This is a genomic window from Pseudomonas artemisiae (genome assembly GCF_057128685.1).
This window is the reverse complement of record NZ_JBSKHS010000017.1, coordinates 25,535-43,978: the sequence shown is the minus strand read 5'-3', so window position 1 is coordinate 43,978 and position 18,444 is coordinate 25,535. Positions and strand designations below refer to the sequence as shown.

General features: G+C 56.5%; 24 protein-coding genes. 12 read left to right on the top strand and 12 right to left on the bottom strand.

The genetic code is table 11. From position 1 onward, the window contains the following. Positions 1–125 precede the first annotated feature (125 nt). The 5 genes from ACWKV4_RS17595 to ACWKV4_RS17575 form a co-directional block, all read right to left on the bottom strand. Positions 126–2,342: a type III effector HopM1 gene (locus ACWKV4_RS17595; protein WP_483833390.1), complete on the bottom strand. Its 2,217-nt coding sequence runs from the start codon at positions 2,340–2,342 to the stop codon at positions 126–128. Further along, positions 2,339–2,782 carry a CesT family type III secretion system chaperone gene (locus ACWKV4_RS17590; RefSeq protein WP_483833389.1) on the bottom strand — a complete coding sequence of 148 codons (444 nt, stop codon included), beginning with the start codon at positions 2,780–2,782 and terminating at the stop codon, positions 2,339–2,341. Before ACWKV4_RS17590 ends, ACWKV4_RS17595 begins: the two co-directional genes overlap by 4 nt. Before the next feature lie 319 nt (positions 2,783–3,101). After that, entirely contained in the window at positions 3,102–3,377 is a 276-nt protein-coding gene (locus tag ACWKV4_RS17585) for a response regulator transcription factor (protein ID WP_483833388.1), read from the bottom strand. 150 nt (positions 3,378–3,527) lie between these two features. Next, the gene (locus ACWKV4_RS17580; protein ID WP_483833387.1) at positions 3,528–3,782 is read right to left on the bottom strand and encodes a DUF1654 domain-containing protein; all 255 of its coding nucleotides are present in this window, start codon (positions 3,780–3,782) and stop codon (positions 3,528–3,530) included. A 152-nt stretch (positions 3,783–3,934) separates the two neighbouring features. Next, positions 3,935–4,603: a LexA family protein gene (locus ACWKV4_RS17575; RefSeq protein ID WP_483833386.1), complete on the bottom strand. Its 669-nt coding sequence runs from the start codon at positions 4,601–4,603 to the stop codon at positions 3,935–3,937. A gap of 294 nt (positions 4,604–4,897) precedes the next feature. On the opposite strand from ACWKV4_RS17575, the gene ACWKV4_RS17570 reads away from it, so the two are divergent. From ACWKV4_RS17570 to ACWKV4_RS17520, 11 genes are all read left to right on the top strand, one after another. Then, positions 4,898–5,281 (top strand): antiterminator Q family protein, encoded by a 384-nt coding sequence (locus tag ACWKV4_RS17570; protein WP_483833385.1) that lies wholly within the window; start codon positions 4,898–4,900, stop codon positions 5,279–5,281. 239 nt (positions 5,282–5,520) lie between these two features. Continuing rightward, entirely contained in the window at positions 5,521–5,727 is a 207-nt protein-coding gene (locus ACWKV4_RS17565; protein WP_483833384.1) for a Com family DNA-binding transcriptional regulator, read from the top strand. Beyond that, positions 5,717–6,889 (top strand): cellulase family glycosylhydrolase, encoded by a 1,173-nt coding sequence (locus ACWKV4_RS17560; RefSeq protein WP_483833383.1) that lies wholly within the window; start codon positions 5,717–5,719, stop codon positions 6,887–6,889. The genes ACWKV4_RS17565 and ACWKV4_RS17560 overlap by 11 nt, the downstream gene beginning before the upstream one ends. 97 nt (positions 6,890–6,986) lie before the next feature. After that, positions 6,987–7,358, top strand: coding sequence for a chemotaxis protein (locus ACWKV4_RS17555; RefSeq protein ID WP_483833382.1), 372 nt, complete (start codon positions 6,987–6,989; stop codon positions 7,356–7,358). A 92-nt stretch (positions 7,359–7,450) separates the two neighbouring features. Continuing rightward, complete coding sequence (locus ACWKV4_RS17550) at positions 7,451–7,666, top strand: hypothetical protein (RefSeq protein ID WP_483833381.1); 216 nt, start codon at positions 7,451–7,453, stop codon at positions 7,664–7,666. Further along, positions 7,663–7,899, top strand: a complete 237-nt coding sequence (locus ACWKV4_RS17545; RefSeq protein ID WP_483833380.1) for a hypothetical protein — start codon at positions 7,663–7,665, stop codon at positions 7,897–7,899. The genes ACWKV4_RS17550 and ACWKV4_RS17545 overlap by 4 nt, the downstream gene beginning before the upstream one ends. A gap of 159 nt (positions 7,900–8,058) precedes the next feature. Beyond that, positions 8,059–8,250: a hypothetical protein gene (locus tag ACWKV4_RS17540; RefSeq protein WP_483833379.1), complete on the top strand. Its 192-nt coding sequence runs from the start codon at positions 8,059–8,061 to the stop codon at positions 8,248–8,250. A 143-nt stretch (positions 8,251–8,393) separates the two neighbouring features. Then, positions 8,394–8,546 (top strand): hypothetical protein, encoded by a 153-nt coding sequence (locus tag ACWKV4_RS17535; protein ID WP_483833378.1) that lies wholly within the window; start codon positions 8,394–8,396, stop codon positions 8,544–8,546. After that, positions 8,543–8,950, top strand: a complete 408-nt coding sequence (locus tag ACWKV4_RS17530; RefSeq protein WP_483833377.1) for a hypothetical protein — start codon at positions 8,543–8,545, stop codon at positions 8,948–8,950. The genes ACWKV4_RS17535 and ACWKV4_RS17530 overlap by 4 nt, the downstream gene beginning before the upstream one ends. Beyond that, on the top strand, positions 8,943–9,398 hold the full coding sequence (locus ACWKV4_RS17525; RefSeq protein WP_483833376.1) for a cellulase family glycosylhydrolase: 456 nt from the start codon (positions 8,943–8,945) through the stop codon (positions 9,396–9,398). Before ACWKV4_RS17530 ends, ACWKV4_RS17525 begins: the two co-directional genes overlap by 8 nt. 11 nt (positions 9,399–9,409) lie before the next feature. Then, positions 9,410–9,553 (top strand): hypothetical protein, encoded by a 144-nt coding sequence (locus ACWKV4_RS17520; protein WP_483833375.1) that lies wholly within the window; start codon positions 9,410–9,412, stop codon positions 9,551–9,553. Between the two features lie 595 nt (positions 9,554–10,148). Here the strand turns inward: ACWKV4_RS17520 and ACWKV4_RS17515 are convergent. From ACWKV4_RS17515 to ACWKV4_RS17485, 7 genes are all read right to left on the bottom strand, one after another. Beyond that, the gene (locus ACWKV4_RS17515) at positions 10,149–11,660 is read right to left on the bottom strand and encodes an RNA-binding domain-containing protein (RefSeq protein WP_483833374.1); all 1,512 of its coding nucleotides are present in this window, start codon (positions 11,658–11,660) and stop codon (positions 10,149–10,151) included. Positions 11,661–12,757: 1,097 nt separating this feature from the next. Continuing rightward, complete coding sequence (locus ACWKV4_RS17510) at positions 12,758–14,725, bottom strand: RNA-binding domain-containing protein (RefSeq protein WP_483833373.1); 1,968 nt, start codon at positions 14,723–14,725, stop codon at positions 12,758–12,760. A gap of 99 nt (positions 14,726–14,824) precedes the next feature. Further along, a complete protein-coding gene (locus ACWKV4_RS17505; protein WP_483833372.1) occupies positions 14,825–15,994 on the bottom strand; it encodes an Arm DNA-binding domain-containing protein in 1,170 nt (389 codons plus the stop codon). Between the two features lie 170 nt (positions 15,995–16,164). Then, positions 16,165–16,335, bottom strand: coding sequence for a hypothetical protein (locus ACWKV4_RS17500; protein ID WP_483833371.1), 171 nt, complete (start codon positions 16,333–16,335; stop codon positions 16,165–16,167). Further along, entirely contained in the window at positions 16,332–16,685 is a 354-nt protein-coding gene (locus ACWKV4_RS17495) for a carbon storage regulator (RefSeq protein WP_483833370.1), read from the bottom strand. The genes ACWKV4_RS17500 and ACWKV4_RS17495 overlap by 4 nt, the downstream gene beginning before the upstream one ends. A gap of 116 nt (positions 16,686–16,801) precedes the next feature. After that, a complete protein-coding gene (locus ACWKV4_RS17490) occupies positions 16,802–17,107 on the bottom strand; it encodes a helix-turn-helix transcriptional regulator (protein WP_483833369.1) in 306 nt (101 codons plus the stop codon). Positions 17,108–17,247: 140 nt separating this feature from the next. Then, complete coding sequence (locus tag ACWKV4_RS17485) at positions 17,248–17,964, bottom strand: LexA family protein (RefSeq protein WP_483833368.1); 717 nt, start codon at positions 17,962–17,964, stop codon at positions 17,248–17,250. A 122-nt stretch (positions 17,965–18,086) separates the two neighbouring features. Between ACWKV4_RS17485 and ACWKV4_RS17480 the strand changes: the two genes are divergently transcribed. Next, a complete protein-coding gene (locus ACWKV4_RS17480; protein WP_483833367.1) occupies positions 18,087–18,365 on the top strand; it encodes a Cro/CI family transcriptional regulator in 279 nt (92 codons plus the stop codon). The last annotated feature ends 79 nt before the right edge of the window (positions 18,366–18,444 follow it).

Genomic DNA, 18,444 nt, shown 5'->3' with positions numbered 1-18,444 from the left:
GGTGCCCACAAGGCGCTGGTCGCACCTTGAGGCCCGCGCTGGGCATGCAGTTATTGAAAAAGCGCCTGTGATGCCAGGCACGGCAGGCGTATGCCGTTAGGGGGGGACGGTCTGCATAAAGGGCATCATTCGCGGCGCCTGCTAGGGCCGGGGGCGTAGCTGGGAGGTACCGGCTGAGGCTCATCCAGCGCTGCCAGGATCGCGTCTATATCCAGCGTGGCGTCATGGTTGCCCAGGCTTAGATAAGGCGGATTGGGCGCTGCTATGGCCACCGGTTGAACGACTGGAAGGGTCGCGGTAGGGCGGTTTTCCGTGGCGCTAAGCGCGTGGCCGAAGCGTACGGTGGTGCCTACCGCTGCCTCGGTCAGCAGGGTGGCCATCTGTGGGCCTAGCTGAGTGGCGCCGCGCACGCGGTTGTAGAGGTTTTCGGCCCCACGCGCCACGGTGCCCGGTTGAGTACCGTGGTCAAGGCTGTCCCGGTCAGGGGTTAGCGCGTTAGCAACGGCGCTGGTCACACGGTTGCCGCCATCAGCCTTGGCTTCGCTGCCGGATTGCTTATTAGCGTAAAACGGCAGTAACAGCGCTATGGCTTGAAGGTTGGCCAACACCACGGAACCAGCAGCGCCCGAGCGGGTAGTGGTATCGAGTGTGCCCATCGCCCGCCCTACGGCGTTGTAGCCAAGCATGCCTTCGGCAGCGCTCCAGATTTTGCTCGCATAGTTTTCCCGAGCCTCGCCTTGTCGAGGGTCGACAGTAGGCGCCGCTTTGCGCCCGGTCTTGATCAGGCGTTGAGCGAGGCTGTCGTCAGGCGTGGCTTTGGGAACGTGGGTGGGAAGGTGCCGCCCGTCATGGTGGTAGGTTTTGTTAAGTTTGCCCAGTGCCTGGCTCGCCGACATACCCACGCCCCCGGCGAACGACGTGACTGCGCGGGCAGGTACGCTTCCGGTGTTAAGGTTCGTAGTGACGCTCAGCAGTTGACGGACCATTTGAGCCATGGGTTGATTGAGGTAGGTCAGCGCGTCGCCCCTCATCGTACCGGTCTTGTAGTCTTTCTGATTGTTGAGAAAGCCTGCGCGAGCTTGCTCTATCAGCGCTTGTTCAGCGGCTAGCTCGTCATCGCTTCGCTCGTGGTAGCGGCCGTTTACAACCGTGGCGCGTGTCGCGTCTAGAATCAGGCTGTCTACCGGTACTTCTTCGGCTTCGCGCATCCCCACACTTGCCAGCACTTCTCGGGTTGCCGGTTTGACGAAGTTGTCCAGGGTTTCGTGCACCGCGCCCATGGCGGCGCCGTTGGCCATGGACTGGCCGATCAGGCTGAATACGGTCAGTCGGGGATCTACATAGGCTCGCGCCAGTAGAAACAGTGCCGAGGACGCCATGCCTTGAGCGATGCCTTCCGCGGAGGCCGTGGTGAGCTGGCTGAACCAACCTTTACGCCTGGCATCCAGCGCGGCGACGTGATTGTCCAGTTGTACCCCCTGCGTGGCTTTATCCACCGGGTTGGGGCTATCCAGGATCTTTGTGAGGTGAGCCTGCAGTGATTGCCACCCCTGCACCTGCTGTTGCGCCCTCAACTCCTCTTGTGCTTCGCCATAATGCTTGGGCGCTTGTGCCTGCAGCGGCTTCAATGCGGCCTGGGCGGTCTTGAGCCGCTCCTCTACAAGGGTAAGCGTGCTTTGAAGCATTAGCGCTACAGTACCCTTCCAGGTGTCGGCCATTTCAGCTAGCGCGCGATGCCCGGCTTTGATCCGTGTGCGCTCGGTGTCGGTCAGTGGACCTTGCAGCGCTTGGTGGTAAAACGCTTCATGCCCTTCCAAATGCTTGGCCATATCAGTAAGGCCTTTATCCAACATGGCGCGCACTGCCTCATGGGTCGGCCTTTCCCCCTCTGGTTGGGTCGCCAATGCTAAGAGCTGGGTACAGAGCTGTGATACATCGGCAACGGGCACCCGAGGTGGGCTGACCTGGGCGTGGCCCATATCAAGCAGCTCCGTGGCCATGGAAAAGTCCAAGTTTGGGTTTGCGTGCAGCAACGCGCCTTCCAACGCCATGCGCTGCTTGGCAACATCCACTGGCGGCAAGTGATGGGCTTGTGCGTCAAGTGCGCGTGCTGCCTGCCTGAGCTCCCGTAGCTCAGGCAGCGCGCGTTCATAATGTTCCACGGCCGATAAACGCTGGGCCAATTGCTGTGTTTGCTGCGGATTCAAGGGTGGGTTGGCGCTATGGCTAACCTGGTGTGTGCCTACAGGCGGTAGCTCTGTGGGCTGAGCGCGCTCGACGTCAGGCAAAGGGCCGTTGCGATAAAACGCGGTACGTATGGCATTGAGGGGCGAAAAATTCATCGCGCGCGCCCTCGGTTAACCCCTGCGCGCGCTGGCGCGGCATCGAGAAAATACCCTTCGCGCCACACCTTGGCCATGTCCGCCAATTGGCCTAGCAACTCCAGTAATCCTAGGGAGCTCAGCCCTTGCAACGGCGCCACCGCCGCCAAGGTGGCCCGGCCCGTCTGCTGATTAACGGTGCAACTAGGGCTTGCCGACCCTACGAACAGGTTGAAGTTGATTTCCAGCAGCCGTAGCAGCACTTCATCGCGCCGGCGGCCAGGCAAGGCACCAAAGTCACAATGAATAATGACCTCACCCACTGGCCCCTCGCGCTCCACCAGGCTGATATCGACCCCATCGATATTCAACGCTGTGCGCTCATACAACGCCTGGGGATCCGGCAGCTTGCTCAGGTGACACAGTTCGTCGATCAGCCTGCGGAACGTAGCAGAGGGCATTTTTCAAATTCCAGGTTAAACACATCAGGTGCGACGTATGTGGCCTGACCCCGTTTAGCGTTCCCCTGCAGACAGCAATGTTCACGAAAACTTAACATAAGGGTTCGTGGGGGAAGGGCGTCTGGGATGGGGGTTTTGGAGGGGGAAAGATGAGGGTTGGAGGCAGGTCTACCTCGCAGGCTCTGTCAAATGAAGCCCTACATTTACCGCACAAGCGGGATCGTTGTAGGAGCCAGTAAAGTTGGCGAACGGCACGTCATTGGTTGCCTGTATCGTATCTTCGCGAGCTTTCGCTCGCTCTCATCAAAGGAGGCTCTGACTAAGTTTGGCGTGGGGCATCGTTAGCCTGTGCGCCACAGGTAAAGCCAATAAGCCCCTGCCGAAAGGCCTCTACCACCAACGCCGCGCGGCGGGTCACGCCAAGTTTGGTAGTGGCTGCGAGCAGGCGTTTTTCCACCGTGCCTGGTGCAATGCCCAACTCCCGGGCTGCCTGCTTTGTAGTAAGGCCAGCGGCAACTGCTAGCAGGCATTCGATCTCCCGCATTGACAGGGTGTGGTTCAGTTTGGCCGTTAGACCATAAGCGGTAATGTTCATGTCGAGGGCTCAAGCGTGAGACTGGATGCAAGAACCTACAATTTAAGCGGCATAATTACAACAATAAATTGTAATTCGGCTTGCTCTGCTACTGCTTCGGCTGCCCAGGGGTAGGTGACCCACCTATACGAGCAGAAAGGTAGCAGTGCTTCAATCCTGGGCGGGCAGGGACCAATACACGTGCGCGAACCCATTGTCGCGGTGCGCAATCGTCACGTTATCGTTCTCGGAGATCTCGCCCAGGATACGCTCCCAATCGGCCAAGTTATCAGTCGGGTGCCGTTCGAGGATTGCCGACCTGGAGAGCTGCGCGGTTGGCGCATTGATCGCCTTCTGCAGGCGCCCGCCGAGTTGATCATACGAGGTAGGGGGTACGGTTTGAGCGGCTTTGCGTGCCTTGGTCATGATAGATCCTCCGTAATACACAACTGGTTGCATATACAGTATTTCAGGAGGGCCCGTTTAGCAAGCGAAGCCGTAGTGCGATACGGGGCAGCTGCCCATCTGCAGCCGGTGAAAAGCGCGGTCAGGAGTACGCCTAAACGCTATGAGCCCACTTAAAGCCCGGTGACTTTTATATCGATCACCCGCCCAATCACGTCCCAGTCGTCGTCCATCTTAATGGTCTCGAACGCCGAGTTCAGCGGCACCAGGTACTCCCGCCCTGCGTCGTAGACGTACTGTTTGAAGGTCGTCTCGCCGTCCCGATGCTGGGCGATATAGTACTTCCCGCTTACCAAATCGAAGCCCTCGGGCTGTACCAGCACGTAGGTGCCTGGCAGGAATGAAGGGCTGGTGGCGGATGTCATCGAGCCGCCCTTGACCTCCAGCCAATACCCGTACTCGCCCGCATTCTGGTCAGATTCAAACGAAAGCCCAGGGCCTGGAACGTACTGCTCTGGCGATTGGGACCGCTCCCCAGCGGCGATCCAACTGAGCACAGGGTAAGTAGAAGCCTTTTTGGACGGGCGGAAAGCAGGCTCGACGTTTGACTCAAAGGAGGCAGGGCCTACGGGTTCGCCTGCCTCAGCCATAAGCCATGAGGCCGATACCCCGAGCTGATCGCCGATCTCCCTCAAGCGCTTATACCTGGGGGTGTTCTTATCGCTTTCCCACGCCTGCACGGACTGGGGCGTTACCCCCAGCCTGCGTGCGAGCTCGGACTGGCTGATGCCTATTTGTTCGCGTGCCAGCGCAATCAGCTGGCCTGTGGTTGGTTTTTTCATGGGCTAAAAATACAACTTTGTATTGTAGATAGCATTGAAATTGTAAATTTCATGACGTAGGCTGACATGCAACCAGAAATTGTAATCGGTGCACGGCTGGCCTTGAGCATCACAGTACGCCCGCCAAACCGCTTCTGGACAGTCCAATGATCATGCTGGCAATTTATCCAGTACCGCAGGCCTGTCGCTTATACGAAGGCTGCCTTAAGGCTGAATTGTCAGCGAGCGTCAAGCCTGCCGACCGCCCTTCATGAGCTGTTCGGCCTAAGTCCTACCTATGCCCCGGAGGGCCCTATGAACATAAGAAAACCTGCCCGCATGCCGTTGGGCGATACCGAATATATGTTGGAGCAATGGGGCTGGTGGCGGATAGATGGAGTGGGAATTCCGAAATATGTATCCGCCACCTGGGCACTTATGCGAGACGTGACACCCTCTGCCGCCAAATCCTATGCGATCACCGATGAGTTGGCCTGCCTGGTGGATGGGGCCGTTGCCCGGCTGTGCCGCCGCGATGAACAGATGGGCGAGTTCGTTTGGCTGTACTACGGCGCCAAGTGGCCCGCCAAGCGAATCGGCACCAAGTACCGTATGAGCGAGGCAAGCACCAGGCAGTTGATCAAGACAGGTGTGGGCTGGATCGACTGCGCGCTGGAACAAATTAGGAAGGCTGCGTAAAAAAAGAGTTGCGCGCGCGGAATAGCCTTGTTTTTATAGCAACGTGTCCAGTGCAACACACCGCGACACCCCAAGAACCCCGACCTAAACAGTCGGGGTTTTTGCGTTTTTGCCTAATGAAAAAGAAGGCGGCTTCTACCTCTGCTAGAAGCCGCTATTTCACAGAATCAGGCTCAAGCCAACCATGGCCTTTGCTTATGCGAGAGGCCTGGGGCTTTGCATCTAAAAGGCCCTGCACAATGTTGAAAGACTGCCGTTGCGGTAAGTGCAACCGACTGCTTGCCCGAGTGGGCGAGTTCACAGAACTCCAGATCAAATGTTCCCGCTGTGGAGCGTTGAATCATGTGAAGGCCACGAGCCTCGAGCCATCGCCTTTGAGCGACAGCGGTACCGCGTCCGTTACGCGGTTATCTCAATTGACTCAAGGTAATCAAAATGTCCAATAGCAGCTCTGCAATTGCCCAACTCAAAAATATCCCCCTAGTAGGGATCAACCTGGGTTCCGTCGCTAACGCCGGTCAGATTCTTCCCGGTGAAGCCGGTACCCATTACCAATGGCCAACCCGTGACACCATCACCTATTGGGTGAAAAACCTCGGCGTGCGGTTGATCCGTTTCCCCTTCGAACTGCAGCGGGCTATCAACCTGTCGACGATCGACGGCCTTCCAGGCCAGGGTGCGAACCTTAACGAGGAGTTCGTCCGTCGCTGGAAGGAAATGCTTGAATGGATTTCCGCGGACTCCAACGGTGAAGCCAAGATCATTCCTGATCCGCATCACTATATGCGCCTGCATCGCTATGAAACGGATGCAAACGGCAAATTGACCGGGCGAATCCTTCCGGCCAACGAAGCCGGCAACCAGGATGGCTGGAAAGCCACTGAGCAGGTGTTGATCAAAGACGGCAATAGTGCGGCTGGCGGCTCTTGGAGCGCGGTTCACCTCGCCAACTTTCACCAGAAATTGGTGACTGGGTGCGACGACCCTATGGTCCTTGGCTGGGGCTTGGGTAACGAGCCGTATTCCAATACCACAGTGGGTGCAAAGGATTACATCACTCTGCCGAACCTGGAAACGCTGTACATCAACACGATAAACACGGTGCTCCAAGCGCTGCGTAATAGCTCGAAGAAGCCCGTATTTATCTGCGGCCTTGAGTTTGCCAGTGCCCGAAACTGGGCAACCGTGTCGGCAAACCTTCAGGCGAAGATTGTCGACCCGGCTAATGCGATCGTTTGGGAAGCCCATGGCTACGGTGACGTGGATAAGAGCTCCAGTGGTGCCTATAACGGGGACAACAATCTTATTTCGCCGACTGTACTGCGTGATGAGATCGTGGGCCCGTTCCTGACCTATGCCAAGACCAACAAGATGGCGGCCTACATTGGTGAAACCGGCATTCCACCGACCGCTGCGGGCCGCACCGCGCTAAAGAATCTGCTGGATAAAGCGAAGGCCGAAAAAGTACCTGTCACGCTCTGGGTTACTGGCCCTGGGACCGACGGGGAAAAAATGAGCCTTGAGGCGAGTAACCATGCACAAACGGTAGCGCTATTGACGCCGTACTTCGCTGAGCGGATCGGCAACTGGAACTACGCCGCGTTGTAAGTAATACGCCGGGGTAGGGTTCGCCTTACCTCGGCAACTTGGTTGTTTTCAGATTCCTTTTAGCATTCCCCCCAATTCCTTTCTGCAGGAGGCCATCATGGACCCAACTGACCTTGGCCCAGGCACCGCCACCTGGGCAACAGGGACGGTGAGCATCATCCTTGGCGGCTTCCTGTGGCTGCGGCGCTTGCTCTCAAAAGACGCCGCGGACCGAGCCATGGACAATGCCAGCATTGGCACCATCCGGCGTTTGAACGAACTGCTTGACTCCGAGCACGCTGCCCGCGCGGCCGCCGAGGCCCGGGCCGATCAGTTTGCGAAAGAACGAAACGAACTGGCCGCGGTAGTAGGCCGGATGGAGGGCAAGATTGAAGTGCTGACCGGCCAAGTGACCCAACTTACGGAAAAGGTGAGCACTCAAAGCACCAGGATTTCCCGGCTGCGTTCGCAGCTTAGGGGTGCTGCCTGATGCGGCGAGCATGGCTGTAAGAATGTTTTCAAACTTGCCTATAGGTCACTAGAGCCCGCGTTAAGCGGGCTTTTTTATGGATGGAGAAGCAGATGAGTGGGTTCGATCTCGCATTTGAAAGGGTAGTCGCCCATGAGGGCCTGTTTACCCTCTCAGCCGTGAAAGCCATGGGTGCCACCGATGCAATCATGCGCTTGAATGCCGAGCGGCTGCTGTTTATCACCACGTTGCCGACCTGGCCACTCTACGGCCGTGGCTGGGCCAATCGGGTAGCTGAGAACCTTCAATACGGGGCGGCGGACCCATGAACTGGGCAGACGTAGGCCGACTCATCGGCGCCGCAGCGCCCATCTTAAGCACATTGCTCGGCGGGCCCGCGGGCGCCGCCTTTGGTGCGCTTGTGTCCACCGTACTCAACACCCCCAACGACCCCGAGGCTGTTAGCACAACCCTGGCCACCCACCCTGAGGCCATGGTTAAGGTTCAGGAGTTGCAAACGAACGCCAAGGTCCAACTGCAACAACTGGCCGTCACGGCCTAGAACAACCGCCTCCAGGCCGAGGCCGCGCAATACGCCGCCGAAGCCGCCGACCGCGACAGCGCACGCAAGCTGGCGGCCGCACAACCTCGTGATTTTATTCGGCCTGCGGTTACCGCACTGATCCTGTTCGGCACGCTGCTGATCATTACTGCAGTGTTTATGGGCTGGAACACAGAGATCCTCACCGACCCCACGGCAAGCCTGACGGTGGGCACGGTGATTGGGTTGTGGTTCGGCGAGCTGAAGCAGGTGATGGGGTTTTGGTTTGGGATGACCAAGGAAGGGCAGAAGCAAAACGCGGCCATTACCGAATTTGCGGTGGCGCCGGGGACGGTGATTCGGGAGGGGTGATCGCCCCGCCAGGGATAACGATTCAATGCCTTCGTTGCAGAACGTTGACTCAGGTAAGGGCCAAGCGCCCCAAGCCAGCGCCGCCGAGCGTTGTCTAGAGCAGCGAGACTGCCTTCATCCAATCTACGTTGAGGCACTTGCACATGGCTAACTCCAGCACCGGTATCAATTCGCTGACCAACATTCCCCTCCTGGGCATCAATCTGGGTTCTCAGGCGAACGCCCGGCAGATCGCCCCTGGCGAGGCGGGTACCCATTACTTTTGGCCTACCCGCGCAACGGTCACCTGTGGGTGAAGCAACGCGGCGTTCGCCTGATCCGCTTCCCCTTTGAAGTGCAGCGCGCCATTGGCCTGACCAACGAAGGCTTGCCAGGGCAGGGTGCCAGCCTGGACGCCACCTTTGTCGCCAAGTGGAAGGAGCTGCTTGGCTGGATACGCGAAGACTCCAACGGCGAAGCCAAGATCATTCCCGACCCACACCATTACATGTGCTTGATGCGCTATGAAACCGCAAACGGCAAGCTGACCGGCCGCCTGCTGCCTACTAACCAGGTGGGCAACCAAGGCAACCGCTGGAAGGCTACAGAGCCTGTGCTGATCAACGATCGCAACAGCATCAGCGGTGCCGCCTGGCCAACTTCCACCAGAAGCTCGTTCAGCCCTGCGATGCCCCAATGGTCCTTGGCTGGGTTTGGGTAACGAGCCGTATTACCAGACCAACGCCGGTGCCACTGACTACATCACCAAGGACGGCATGAAAACCCTGTACATCAACACCATGAACACGGTGCTGAAGTACGTGCGCAACAGCTCGAAAAAGCCCGCGTTCATCTGCGGTTTGCAATATGCCAGTGCCCGCAACTGGGAGTTGAACTCGGGTGATTTGCAGGCTCAGATCATTGACCCTGCAAATGCAATCATCGGGGAAGTGCACGGCTACGGCGACGTCAATGGCAGCTCCAGCGGAGTGTATGAGGGCGATAACACCCAGATAAAGCCTGACGTGTTCACCCGCGAAAAAGACGGCATCTTTATGCCAATGTTCGAGTACGCCCAAAAACACAACATGGCGATGTATATCGGTGAGGTAGGCATCCCCAGTACCGATGCGGGCCGTACTGCGCTGAAAACCTGCTGGAGAAAATGAAGGAACAAAAGGTGCCCGCTACGCTCTGGATCACCGGTCCAGGGTCCGACACCGAGAAGATGAGCCTGGAACGCGCCGACCATGCAGCCACGGTTGCGCTGGTCACGCCGTACTTCGCCCAGCGCCTCAGCCACTGGAGCTATTCAGCTTTGTAAGGAAAGTGCGCGGCGGTGGTTGGTTTGCCGCCGCGTAGTGCTGCGACGTTATCCAGTTCGTGGTTGGCACAGGCGCGCTTAGTTTCGATCCTAGGTCTATTACCTGAAGAGTTAAGCCCTCGAAGTGCTGCCAATACAACAGTGCGGGCAGACTATGCAATACACCAGCGCTGTCTTCCGCTTCACGCCCTTGGCGTGCTCAGCCAAATGCCAGCCCTGTTCTGGGCTCAGGGCAGCTAGGTTAGCTTGAGCGAAAGTGCGGCCGTTGTCTGTCAGTTGCCGGTAGCCACGCTTGGCGCTATGGGGTAGCTGGTGCGCTTCAACCAATCATATGTTCAGCCTGAACGGTCTTATAGTTGGCCTGAGCAATGGCGGCGCTCTCCTGTTGATGCGCCTCGTTCAGGCCCAATGCCTATGCAGCTGCGTCCTGGCCTTATTTGCCGTTGCGCCATCCCGGTAAGCGGCGAGAAACCCAGGATGAGGTCGATGAACTGGCCATAGGTCAGAACGAGTATGGTTCGTTCTATTCCTGATCATATGTACCGGTGGCGAAAATGTGCGAAGCGCTGGATTGCGCCAGCCCATCGGTGTGGGGTCAGTCGCCCGTAGGGTCTTGTTCAGCCTTTAGCGCTTGGCCGGCTGCGGTCAGGCGATAGCGCTGCTTGCTGCTGTTGGGCTTGTCCGGAGTGGTCATCTCTACCAGGCCAAGCGCCAGCAGCGGGGCCAAGACTTGCTCGCGGAACTTGGTACGGTTGCTGCGCCCTACGAAGGTCATCAGCTCCGGCGCGGCGTGGTCGCCTGTCATCCTGTACAGCAGTTTGACCTGCTCCTGCTGCAAGGAGGGACGACTCTCCGCTTCTTTTTCATCAATTGCCGACTGCGCCCCAACTTGGCCCCGACTTGGTCCCGACTTAGTCCCAGCTTGGTCCCTACTTAGGCCCGAAAGAGGCCCGCTTTCCAAGGGCCGCTGAATCACTACCCTAAACTGGTTGCCCCGACGGTCGTCGTCCAGCGTGATCATCGGCCAGGCATCAATCGCACGCGGGATGCCCGTGCCCAAACCGCGATAGGGCAAGATATGCACAGCGTGGGAGGTGAGCGTCGGGTTACGACGGTTGGACAGGCCAAATCGAATTTTTTCCGTATCAAGCACATCTGGCAGATGCCCTGGACTGAGCAGTTCGATACGGTCAGTGAAGATCATGATCCGGATAGAAGCGCTGACAAAGTAGTCACGGTGGATCAGAGCATTGACCAGCAATTCCTCGAACACTTCCTCCGGCACCTCTAATTGCCCAAGGGTATTAAAACCCTGCTGGCGCTGCACATGGCGCAGATTACGCTTGATGAAGGCTAAGCTACGTCGGTACTGCTCCAGCAGATTGCCGTCAATGTCTTCACTGTCGAGGTAGTGGTGGTCATGCAGGACAGTGCCAGGAAACGCCACGGCTTTGATGTCGAACGCCGGGCACAGGCGCTGCGGCGTCTGACCAAAGAGTAGTAAGCCAGCCAAATTAGGCGTGCTGCCACTGGCGAGACCAAGGTTTTCCATAATGCGAATAGTGTCAAAGCCTGTCTGCTCAGGGCTGTGCCGAAAGCGCCGTTGGAAGTACTCGCCAAGAGCCTTGGTGTCGATATCCGCCGTGCTGCTGCCTGTTACTGGTACCGCATCAGCGCACACTAGCCCGGCCTGCTGGAACAGCCGCTGAAGTTCCTCACGGGCCGTGACGTGACGCTTGTCGGCACCGCTCTTCACCCAGATCCGGCCTAGATTGTCGACATAGGGTCTGTTCAGCCCCTTTTCGACTTCCACCACCATAACCAGTCCGTGCATGGTCTGGAGGTTGCTAGATAAAGGATTGATTGCCGGCCTAACGTTCTGCGAGGCGGCGTTGGAGAGCAGCTGGTTAAGCCGCGCAACATCGGCGCTGCTTAAACCGCTAACGGCGCCGGAGTCGTCTACGCCAATTAATAGATAGCCACCGGCGGTATTGGCGAGCGCTGCCAACTCGGCGGCCAGGGCATCGATATTATTGAAGTCGCGCTTGAACTGGTGGCGGCTGTCCTCGCCACAGGCCAGGATCTGATGAAGCTCGGCAAGGGTCATAAAGCGTCTCTAGGTATTACGGCCGCTGAGTCGTATAGCAGGATAGGCATTGTCCCTGATGGATGCCCACGATGGCCAATATTCCGTTCCAAGTTAGCCTCATCACGTTTCCAAAAGTTGTCGTTCAGGGCTGTTTAGTTTGGTAGCCCGTGAGCCCTTTCATTTTGTGACCGGGAATCAACCATTCGGCAGCATCCAGATTAACCTTCAACCATTCCATGTAACGAGGGCCTTCAGGTTCAAAACAGGCGCATAGACACCCGATCTAACTCTTGGGGCTGCACGCCCCTCCTGCATCCGCAACGCAACCTCCAGCTTCCCGCGCGCCATCTCAATCAAATGCACTGCGGCAAACGCATGGTCCTGCAGATTCCCTTTCTGGTTATTAGCGCTCTCATACGCAGTAGCCCTTGCACAACGCAGCAGCGCGTCAGCCTAGCAAAGCAGCTGCTCGAGGCTCACATTTGGAGTGTGATGATTCATGGTCTTGCTCCCAGAGTTATGGAGCTGCCACAGGCCTTCCTACGGGCTTTGGGTGGCAGCTATACGCGGGGTAGGAATACCGGAACTCTAGGCAACCGGCCACGCGTGAGCGTGCCCGCGCACAGCTGCCATAACGTTTTGCAAAGCGGGTGAGCGCTTGCAGTCGAAACGGTTGGCACGTGCGCGCCTAGTTTTGTTCCGGGTTCCTACGCCCAGGTCGTTGATTTGGCAACGACGGGTGCAAGGTTAACGGGGTGCAAAGGCGGGAGCGGGGTATGGCTTGCGGTATGAGCTGGGTGCGGTCGCGGGTAGGCCCGGCTGCGGGATCCGTGTAGCAGCCTGGCTTGCCAGCGACTAGGTGCACCACGGTATTGAACCCGGTCGCGGCCAAGGCCTGCTGCTACGAGATGTATGGCTCCACTTACGAGGTGAGAGCCAGGACGGTATCTACGGGTTGGACATGACCAGCCAGGGGAAGCCTTGCACAAAACGCAGCCACAAAAAAAGACGCCCTAAGGCGCCTTCTTTCTGGATTTGGTGGAGCCGGGGGGATTTGAACCCCCGTCAAAGGCCTGAACGATGCGGCTTTCAGCCTTTAGGCTGGCATAAGGGTGTCATTGTTCGTCAACTCCGCTGGAGATCGCCCGATATGCTTGTTTCTCATGCGTCGGCTTGGTCGGGAAGGCAAGGCGGACCTGTCGGTTTTTCACCATAGATGTGAGGTATTGCTGCCGGAGGCCGTTGGGATGCCTGTCTATCAATTTTGCGAGGGCTGTGAGTGTCACAAACTGGTCTCTGCAAATCGCCGAGATCACGTTGGTCATGGTTTCCTTCGGGAGCTTCTTCTTAGCTCTGGGCTCGGTTGCAATAGCTTCTAGTGAAGCAAGGAAGTCGGTTGTGAGCTTTTCAAGCGCGTCGACAAGCGGTGCGTCTAAATGGGCGCTTAGGAGGCAACCGTTGCCATCTCGCTCAGCGTCTGAGTGTTCGGAGCTGACCTCCGAATATTCGGAGCTAACCTCCGAATGTTCAGAAGCCAAACCCTGGTTCCAAGGCAGGTCTGCGGCATCAGGTAGAAGCACAGAGGGCTCTGCAAAAACCTGCTCAGGAGTGGGGAGAGGCTCACCAGGGAGATGGTAGACCATGCCTCGAGATCGACCTCCTGAGACCAGCATATCTCCTTTGACAAGTCGTCCTAACGCCATCGTAAGGTCGTGAGGATGGACACCGCAAATGTCTACTAGCCTGGTGTGGGTAACCACCCTCTCTATAGCGGCAGTCGCTAAAATCATTCGCTCGAGAGATCCAAGAGCAGTAAACGCTGCTCCGAATGCAGCTTGTAGTTTCGCTACCACCTCCTTGGGGAGGAGATCGACCATCCGTAGCTCTAGCAACGTCTGATCGGGCTGAACCTTCTCATAGAGAGCAGGCGGGCGCCAATGCAGGCTTTTCCAACCGGAGTAAATTTTTGGAATACCAGATCCCGCACGCTCACCAAGTCCGATGAGTAGGAAAAGCTGATGCAAGATTCGATTTCTGCAGTCGCTTTCTCCCCCTCGAAGTACCTGGTCAAGGGGCAAGCGACTGTTACCCGGGTTTCTAAATCCAAACATGTCAGGTCTTTTCACGACAAGAATCGAAACTCTGCCGGTATAGTCGGCATGGACAAGCGTGTTTACCAAAGCCTCACGTAGCGCTACATGGATTGGAGTGTCTTCCTGTCGTTGACCATCGACAACATTAAATGGCACCTTTAAGTCTGTTACGAGCTTTCGATAAACCCTTCTGTAAAAATCAAAAATATTACCTGTCCACGTTCCGTCAGGGACGATTCTATCGACCCAGCGAAGCTCTGTCTTGGCTTCAGGGCGCTCTTGATAATCAATGAAATAATTGGGCATCACATCTAAAATCGCGTTCCACCGTCCAAACATAAGAAGTCCAGCGATTGTGAGTCCAGACTCCCCCGACTGACGATCCTCGCGAAATGCTCGTAAGCAGCGTAGAAGTTCGAGGTCATTTTCTTCAAGATATGGATGGCCTGGCTTTTCATCTTTAAGCATCTGACGATATATACGCAGACTATCTGGGTCTACATCATTTAACCCGAATCCGCCTAAGATCTTGCTATCGCGCTCATCTTCGATTTGTTCAGCAAGCATACGGCGGACTGACTCATCATCAAGTCGAACGTCACCTTCGTTTAGTCTTCGATAGGTGTTATTGAATGGATTGCCGTTTATGTAAATCGGCTTTTGTTTTCGAGACGCCGCAGGGACTGTAATCTTTATTACGGCTTTCCCATCAAAAAGTATCTTATCTACGTGGCTGTCGTCCAGTAAATTGACGTTGACTTTTCCACGGTCATTTAAAGTGCTGAATAAATCTTTTCTTACCTTTTCAATATCTTTTATGCCTTCAACCTGGAAGCTGCCATTTTTCTCACTGACTCCAAGGAGAACTGTGCCGCCACGCGTATTTGCGAATGCCGAGTATGTCGGCCAGAAATCTTTTGGGAGTTCACCTTTACCATCTTTGCCTTGAGCTAGCTTACACTCAAGTATAAGGCTCTCTGTCAGCTCCATAAGGTCTTCGTGGGCAGCAACCGTAGCCATATGACGTGTCTCAAGCAGTGTCGATTTCTGAGCATATCAAATGGCTGATGTACTTGGGACTTCAACGAGTCATCTGTTTTCAAACGCTTGTGGTAGAGGAGCCCACGCTTCCTCTGCCTTTGTACCTGCAATTGAGTCCGCACTCGGCATCCAGCGACCGTACACTCTCGCAATCATCGTCCAATCACTGTGTCCGAGCTGCTGAGCTACCCACATCGGATGTTCTCCCGCTGAGAGCATCATTGAGGCGTAGGTATGCCTTGTCTGATACGGCCGCCGATACCGCACGCCACCTTTTTTCACGGCGTGTGCCCACATCGTCTTTCTAATCGGCTGATCTCCAGTCCAGCGCTCAAGCGTGCGTGGATTCTGGAATACTTCAACTCCCGCCAAGAATGTGTATTCTTTCTGCGCCTTGAGCGCTTCCAGCGCCGGCCTCAATAATTTAACCGAACGCTTGCCCGAGGTCGTTTTAGTCACCTCAGCCTGGCGCTTGGCGGCCTGGGTCATCGCTCGAGTTACCCGTACTTCTCCGCGTAGCCAGTCCACGTCACCCCAGTCCAGGGCTACCAGTTCACTGGTCCGCATGCCTGTCCATAGCGCGAACTGGATGAAATTGCGGGCCTGGCCAGCTGCTGCAGCGAGGATCGCCCTCTGCTCTTCCGGAGTAAAAGGGTCTACATCATCCTCCTTTGCCGGCGCCTCTTTCCGGGAGTAGGTCCAGCCCGCCAGCGGGTTCGTCTCGATCAGCTCTTCGTCAACTGCATCGCTCAGTGCCGAACGTAGGCAGCTCTGGACGTTGCTCAGGGTCTTGTTGCTCACCTGCAGCGTGTCCAGCCAGTCTCTAATTGTTTTGCGCTTGAGGTCCACAGTCATGTGATCGCCCAGGGCGGGGATCAGGCGCTGCTGCACTACCTTGCGGTATCCTTCGAACGTGCTGCTGGCGACGTGCTTCTGCTTCCCTTCAAGCCACCTGGTGAGAAACCCGTTCACCGTCTCTCGCGAGGCCTCTGGCGCAAACTTCGCCGCCCGGGCCGACCGTGGAAAGGTCACCGCATAATCGAAGGCGCCAATTGATATGGCGTGCTCGATCGCCGCCTTGTGCTGCTCGGCCTTCTTCAGATTAGTGGCGGTGGGCTTGAGCGCGATACGCTCCCGGCACCGGACGCCCCGATACATGAACGTGATTTCGATACTCGTATCGGAGACAGCCCGAACTCCCCGCCCATCTCTACCCATCTCTCATACCCTTCTACGTCGATTAGGGTCCGGCCATCCGGCGCCCTGTTCCATATCTCACCGAGCCGCCAGATGCCATCACGGATCTTCGAGCGGATCGCGTCCTCTGTGTAGCCAGACTCCGTGGCGAATTTCCTGACAGTCATGTAGCGCATCGATACCACTCCTGCCTACGCTTCCAACGAAACCAATTCCAGAGCGCGCTGGCACTGAAAGTGGTCGGCCAGTACGCGCCGACCATCAATGCCACAGGCAGCGGACAGATCCAGCACCTGGGCAAAGGTGGTCTCCCGGTGCTGTAACGCTTCCCACAGCGTGAGAAGGCGTTGGGTCAGGGTCATGCTGCACCGCCCTGGGCGGCACGGTAGCCTGCCAGGAAGATCAGATAATCCGCGTGGGTGCGATCATCGACGAAGCCGGTACGGTCCTTCTTGAGCTCTTCTGGGCTGCAACCGCAGGGGTTAATCCCTGCGTAGATGTCACGCGGATCTGTTTCGACTGCGGGCACGTTCGCACGATTGGCACCGGGATCAGAAACCCGTCGCTGGTGGATTTCCTCACGATCAACCACCACGCCTTGGGGCGCATCCACGCCCAGGCGGACCTGCTTGCCGCTGGTCCCAATGATGGTCACGCGGATGCGGCCATCGATGACGATGGTTTCCTGTATGTTGCGGCTGAGTATGAGCATGGCTTTCTCCAGGCAAGCCGAGGGCCTGCCGCGATTCATGGCTTTCGCAAAAATCCAGATAGGGGTCACGACGCTGGGCACCGAGCGATGCCCACCGCACTGACACCTTTGACGCGTCAGGCGATGAAGATGCCTTGCTTGATACCCGTTTTGTCTTGAGGTTCAGGGGTAGGGTGGGGGCTGAATGCGGAACTGATTATCCCGAGGCGCAAAGATTCGAGAACCAAAGCCCGTATGCTGCCAGCGCCCAGCTTGAAGCGCGCATTCTCCAGTCTCTTCTTTAGCGTGTCAGGGCTGAGCTGCATCTTCTTCGCTGCCTCTTTTATTGTTAAGTCGTTGGCGCAATGAAGTACCCCTTCCAGTTCACGCGGCGCGAGAACTGAGCCTGAAACGCCTTTCCATGAGCCAATCACCATTTCCATTTCTATCTCCAAAGCAATATCTAGGTATGACATAAAATTAGCTGCGGTTATAATTTTAGTCAAGTACCGCAAGTGATATTATTTTCTGAGGGCACAAAAAACCCGCAGCTAAGCGGGTCTAGGGGCAAAGCTCAGAGCCTTCAGAGGCGAACCATCGCCCGCACCACCACGCCCACGATACGGCAATTTCCGTTAATCGGAATCATGGGATACGCGGGGTTCAAGGGTTTCAAGAATTTTTGTCCTGAATCCTCAATCAGTTTTTTGAACGTCGCCTCGTTGCTTTCAGTGAGCTTGGCTACAACAAGCTTGCCAGAATGAGCGTCAGCTTCAGTGTCCACCAGAATCAGCATGCCTTCGGGAATGCTGAGCCCGGTGGAGGAAGTCATCGAGTCCCCTTTCACCTCAAGCCAAAAGGCCGGGCCATGAGCGCGGTAGTCAGATATCTCGTAACGATCCCCATAACCAGGGGGAAACGGTTCAACGGCTTCTGCCCAGCTACCGGCGGCTACCCAGCTAATGACCGGGTACCGAAACGAAGGTGACGGCTGAGCGGAAAAGCTGACGTTAGAAAACTCATTACCTTCAGCTCCCAAGGCGTCAGCAGCTTTGATGGTTTCATGCATCTGCTGCGCCAGGCGTGGGCTGAAGTCTTTGACAGGAACCTTAAGAGCCTGGGCGAAGCGCAACGCTATAGCCAGGTTCAGGGCGTTCACGCCATTTAGGTACATCGATACTGCCGATTGAGAGACGCCCAATAGGTCAGCCAGGCCTTGCTGACTCAGCCCATGCGTATTTTTGCTGGATAGGTAGACGACCTTCAGAGCTCTGCACTCTTCCAGTTCTTCATCGGTCAAGGGGCGTTTTTTCATGGTTTAGATATTATGACCGGAAATTATATTTTGCAAAAACCGCAAGTGTTTACAATTCAAGCACCGCAGGTTATGTTTTATGGCATAAGCCATTATCAGGTGAGCACATGACCCCCGTTCCTCTTTCTGATTTTGTTCGAGCTCAGGGCCAAGAACCAGTCGCGAAGCTATTCGGAATCAGCCAGGCCGCTATCAGTAAGGCCATCAATTCCGGGCGAATCATCTTTGTCGTTTCTGATTCGGGCAGCTTTGCTGCCCTTGAGATGAAGGCATTTCCTACGCCCGCTGGGAGGGTCAACCGTAAAGAGATCATGGCCAAAATGATGGCTATCGGACAGTACCTCAATGGGGCTGTTCAGCCATCCAGTACTACTGAAGCCGTGTAATGCAGTGGCTTTTTTCGATTTTGCGACCTGGCTGACCACCAGAAAGCAAAAACCCGGCTTGCAGGCCGGGCTTCTAGTC